Raw genomic sequence first — 5,060 nt, forward strand, 5'->3', positions numbered from 1 at the left:
GATCGAAGCGATCGGTCCGGAAGAAGGCCAGCACGTCAAGGCAGGCCAGGTGCTGGCCGAACTCGACAAGAGCACGTTCCGGGATCGCCTGGCCGCCTCTGAAGCACAGCTCCAGGTCGCTGAAGCCGAGCTGACCAAAGCCCGCGCGGGCAACCGGCCGCAAGAAATCGCCCGTGCCGAGGCGGGCCTTGCGGAGGCCGAGGCGGCCCTCAGCCGAGCAAGGGAGGATTATGACCGGCGCAGCGAATTGGTGAAGACCGGCGCGGTCAGTCGTCAGGTCTATGATGCGACCGCCGCCCAGTATCGTATGGCCGAGGCGCAGGTCAGATCAGCCCGCGAAGCCCTGTCCCTTGCCCGCGCCGGCGCTCGCGAGGAGGACCGGCAGGCAGCCGCCGCCCAGGTGGCAGCGGCCCGGGCGCAGCGGGATGCAGCAAAGACAGACCTTGCCGACGCGACGCTGATTGCGCCAAACGCCGGCACCGTCCTCACCCGGGCGCGCGAGCCGGGGGCCATCGTCCAGCCTGGCGAGACCGTTCTGACGCTGACCATCGACCGGCCGGTCCGGCTCCGGGCTTATGTGGGGGCTCGCGATCTGTCGCGGATCGCGCCCGCCATGAAGGTAGAGGTGCAGGCGGACGGCAATCCCAGGGTCTACCGCGGCGTGATCAGCCAGATCTCGCCGACGGCTGAGTTTACGCCGAAGACTGTCCAGACCGAAGACCTGCGGACCGATCTCGTCTATCGTGTTCGGGTGCTCATCGATGACCCGGATGATGCCCTTCGACAGGGGCAGCCGGTCACCATCCATGTTCCCGGTGCCCGCCCGCCTGCGGGCAACTGACATGACCGAGCCGGTAGCAGTTGCACGTGGGGTCACCAAGTCATTTGCCAAGGATGGGCCGCCGGCGCTCGACGGCGTTAATCTGGCCATACTGCCCGGCCGGATGACCGGTCTCGTCGGACCCGATGGCGCGGGCAAGACGACGCTCATTCGCATCCTCATGGGCCTGATCGAGCCAGATGGCGGCGAAGCCCTCGTTGAGGGCAGGCCCGCTGTGCAGGCCGACCGCAGCATGATTGGCTACATGCCCCAGCGGTTTGGCCTATACGAGGACCTGAGCGTTGCCGAGAACCTGACCCTTTACGCGGACCTGCGCGCCCTGCCTCAGGAAGAGCGGCAGGAGCGCTTCTCCCGGCTTCTCGAGTTCACGGACCTCAAGCGGTTCCAGGGGCGGCTTGCCGGTAAGCTCTCCGGCGGCATGAAGCAGAAACTCGGGCTTGCCTGCGCCCTTGTGCGCGAGCCGCGGCTCTTGCTGCTCGACGAGCCCGGCGTCGGCGTTGACCCCGTCTCGCGGCGCGAGCTGTGGGGGATAGTGCGGGATCTGGCGAGCGAGGGCATCGGGGTTCTGTGGTCGACCGCCTATCTCGACGAGGCCGAGCGGTGCGATACGGTGTTTCTGCTGAACGAGGGGCGTCTTCTCTACGGCGGGCCGCCGGACGAGCTGACCCGGCGGACGGAGGGGCGTATCTACCGCCTCGAAATGCCGGAGGCCCGGCGACGGGCGGTGCTGCGGCGCGCGCTCGACCATCCTTCCATCGCCGACGGCACGGTCCAGGGCAGGGCGGTCCGCCTGATGATGCGGGAGGGTAAGGGAGAGCCGCCCTTGGGTGAGATCGAAGCCGGGCCGAATGTCGAGCTGCAGGCAGCTCCGCCGCGCTTCGAGGATGCCTTCATCGATTTGCTGGGTGGCGGCCCCAAAGGCACATCGGACTTAGCGCGCAGTTATCCTGTCATTCCTGAGCAGGATCAGCCTGCGATCGAGGCCAAAGGGCTTACAAAGCGCTTCGGCGATTTCACGGCGGCCCGCGATATCCACTTCTCTGTTCCGCGGGGGCAGGTGTTCGGGTTGCTTGGTCCCAATGGCGCCGGCAAGTCCACCACCTTCAAGATGCTGTGCGGCCTCTTGACCCCGACGGAGGGGACCGGGTCGGTGGCGGGGCACGATCTTCGCCACGCAAGTGCCGATGCCCGCCAGTCGCTCGGCTACATGGCGCAGAAGTTCTCGCTCTATGGCGATTTGTCGGTTGCGCAGAACCTTGAGTTCTTTGCTGGCACTTATGGCCTGTCAGGACAGAAGGCGCGCGCTGCAATCGAGCAGGCCATCGAGACCTTCCACCTCCAGCGGGTGCTCCGCATGAACAGCGGGGCGCTGCCGCTCGGCTTCAAGCAACGCCTGGCACTTGCCTGCGCAGTGCTGCACCAGCCGCCGGTGCTGTTTCTCGATGAGCCGACCTCGGGCGTCGACCCCATCGTCCGGCGCGAATTCTGGTCGCACATTAACGGTCTTGTCGAGAAGGGCGTCTCGGTCTTGGTGACGACGCACTTTATGGAAGAGGCGGAATACTGCGACCGCATCGCGCTCATTTACCGCGCCGAGCAGATTGCCTCCGGCACCCCGGATGAGCTGAAGGAGCAATCCGGCCAGCCTGATGCGACGCTCGAGGAAGCGTTCATTGCGTTGATCGAGGCCTTCGATGCGAGGGAGGAGGCGGCATGACGCGCTCAAGCCAGTTCCTGCGCTTCACCGCGATGCTCAGGAAGGAATCCTATCAGATCCTGCGCGATCCTTCGACATTTCTCATCGCGTTCCTGCTGCCGGTCTTGCTGCTGTTTCTCATGGGCTTCGGCGTCAACCTGGACGCGGCGCGCACGCGCATTGGCCTCTCAATCGAGGACGACAGCGAACCGGCCCGCTCGCTCGCCTCTACTTTCCAGCACTCGCGCTTTTTCGATGTAGAGGCGGTTGGGCCCATTACAATGCTGGAGCGTGAGCTGGTGGCAGGTGACATTCATGCCATCATCGTGATCCCGCAGGATTTCGGGCGCATGCACAGCCGGGGCGGGGGCGTTGTTCAGGTGATCACGGACGGCTCCATGCCGAATACGGCCAGCTTCGTATCCTCTTACGCGAACGGCGTCTATGCGACATGGGTGGCCGCGCGCACAGGCGATCAAGGGGGAAGGCAGGCTGTGCCGATTACCGTATCGGAGCGCTTCTGGTTCAATGCCGAGCTTGCGAGCCGCAACTTTCTGGTGCCCGGCTCCATTGCGGTCGTGATGACCATGATCGGCTCGCTCCTGACCGCGTTGGTCGTTGCCCGCGAATGGGAGCGCGGCACCATGGAGGGAATCATGGCGACTCCGGTTGGCATGGGCGAGTTCCTGCTGACCAAGGTCATCCCGTACTTCGTGCTCGGGCTCTTCTCGATGGCGCTCTGCAGCGTGCTTGCCGTCACCGTGTTTCAGGTGCCGTTTCGAGGCTCAGTTCTGGCGCTGTTCATCATTGCCGCGGTTTATCTCATCCCGGCGCTGGGGCAGGGCTTGCTGATCTCCTCAACCTTCAAGAGCCAGTTCGTCGCCAGCCAGGTGGCGCTGCTGACGGCGTTTCTGCCGACCCTGCTTTTGTCGGGCTTCGTTTTCGAAATCCCCTCCATGCCCCGGATCATACAGGGGCTGACCTATCTGGTCCCGGCGCGCTATCTGATCCCGCAGCTGCAGACGGTCTTCATCGCCGGGGACGACTGGGGCCTGTTCCTGCCGAACATGGCGATCCTGCTGGTGTTCGGCGCTGTGCTGTTCTTCTTCTGTGTGCGGGCAACCCGCAGGAGGATCGCATGATCGGCCCACGGTTACTTGCCATCATCCGCAAGGAAATCCTGGCGGTACTGCGCGACCCGCGCGCCCGGCTGATCCTGATCGCGCCCCCGCTCATCCAGTTGTTCCTGTTCGGCTTCGCCTCGACGATGGAGGTCAACAACATCCGGGTCGGCATCCTCGATCTGGACGGCGGCCGGTGGAGCCGGGAGATTGTGGAGCGATTGGCGGGCAGCCCCAATGTGCGGGAAGTACTGCCGCTGCACTCCGATGCTGCGCTGCGCGAGGCGATTGACCGACAGAAGGTCATTGTGGCGCTGCGCTTTGATCCCAACTTTTCAGCGGATGTCGCCTCCGGGCGGGGCGCTGTTGTCGGTGCCGTCTTCGATGGGCGGCGATCCAATGCCGCGCAGATCGTCTCCAGTTACATCAACCAGATCACGATGAATGTAGGGGCGATGACATCGCCTCGAGCCTTTGCCATGACGGGCGGGACGGTTGCGACCCACTGGTTCAATCCGAACCTTGAATACATGTGGTTCGTGATGCCGGCTCTGATTGCGGTGATCGGTGCGGTCTCGGCCCTTGCGGTCGTCTCCCAGTCGGTCGCGCGCGAGCGCGAGCTTGGCACCTTCGACCAGCTCATGGTCTCGCCCTTGCGGACCCACGAGATCCTGATCGGCAAGATGCTCCCGCCGATGCTCGTCGGTGGCCTGAATGCGACCCTGTTTGTTGTTCTCCTGCCCACCGTCTTTGGCGTGCCGCTGACCGGATCGCTACTGCTGTTCTACGTCGCGCTGTTTTTCTACCTGCTCGCGCTGACCGGCATCGGAATGCTCATCTCCATCGTGTCGATGACGCAGCAGCAGGCGTTCCTCGGCATGTTCTCGGTCACCGTGCCGCTGGTGATCCTCTCCGGCTATGCCAGCCCCATCGATAATATGCCGGGGTGGCTGCAAGTCATCGCATGGGCCAACCCCGCCGCCTGGTTCCTGACTATCAGCGAGGCGACCTTCCTGAAAGCCATGCCTGCCGGGCAGGTCCTTAACCTCACCTGGCCGCTTGCGGTGATCGCGATGGTGACTTTGGTGGCAGCGTCTGCCCTTTTCCGCATGAGGATGGAGTAGTCATGCGAGTTTGTCTGCCTCTCCTGCTTGTTCTGTCGCTTCTGGCGGGGTGCACCGTCGGGCCTGACTATGAGAGGCCCGATGTTGCAGGCCGGGAAGCGTCCTGGTCCGCCCCGGTGAATACGGGGGCTATCGATCCTGAGCCATGGCGCGGGCTGGGGGATCCTTTGCTCGTCGAGCTCATCGAGCGCGCGGCAAGCCATAACTTAGACCTGCGGCAGGCAGAGGCCCGGCTGCGCGAGGCGCGGGCTGGGCGCGATGCTGCGGCGGGGCGCCGG

4 protein-coding genes and 1 pseudogene are annotated in these 5,060 nt (G+C 64.5%); all 5 read left to right on the top strand.

Annotation, left to right across the window (positions count from 1 at the left end; translation table 11 throughout):
• A partial coding sequence (locus tag VIG90_RS06550) for an HlyD family efflux transporter periplasmic adaptor subunit (protein WP_331592682.1) occupies positions 1-841 on the top strand: 841 nt, incomplete at its 5' end.
• Between the two features lies 1 nt (position 842).
• Positions 843-2,558, top strand: coding sequence for an ATP-binding cassette domain-containing protein (locus VIG90_RS06555; RefSeq protein ID WP_331592685.1), 1,716 nt, complete (start codon positions 843-845; stop codon positions 2,556-2,558).
• Positions 2,555-3,679 carry an ABC transporter permease gene (locus VIG90_RS06560; protein ID WP_331592683.1) on the top strand — a complete coding sequence of 375 codons (1,125 nt, stop codon included), beginning with the start codon at positions 2,555-2,557 and terminating at the stop codon, positions 3,677-3,679. Before VIG90_RS06555 ends, VIG90_RS06560 begins: the two co-directional genes overlap by 4 nt.
• The gene (locus tag VIG90_RS06565; RefSeq protein ID WP_331592684.1) at positions 3,676-4,782 is read left to right on the top strand and encodes an ABC transporter permease; all 1,107 of its coding nucleotides are present in this window, start codon (positions 3,676-3,678) and stop codon (positions 4,780-4,782) included. The genes VIG90_RS06560 and VIG90_RS06565 overlap by 4 nt, the downstream gene beginning before the upstream one ends.
• Before the next feature lie 2 nt (positions 4,783-4,784).
• A pseudogene (locus VIG90_RS06570) lies at positions 4,785-5,060 on the top strand (TolC family protein); the annotation flags it as partial.

Source organism: Pedomonas sp. (genome assembly GCF_036515995.1).
GTDB lineage: Bacteria > Pseudomonadota > Alphaproteobacteria > Sphingomonadales > Sphingomonadaceae > Pedomonas.

Coding starts and splice junctions, on each gene's coding strand:
- VIG90_RS06555 (WP_331592685.1), top strand. CDS start 843: ATGACCGAGCCGGTAGCAGTTGCACGTGGGGTCACCAAGTCATTTGCC.
- VIG90_RS06560 (WP_331592683.1), top strand. CDS start 2,555: ATGACGCGCTCAAGCCAGTTCCTGCGCTTCACCGCGATGCTCAGGAAG.
- VIG90_RS06565 (WP_331592684.1), top strand. CDS start 3,676: ATGATCGGCCCACGGTTACTTGCCATCATCCGCAAGGAAATCCTGGCG.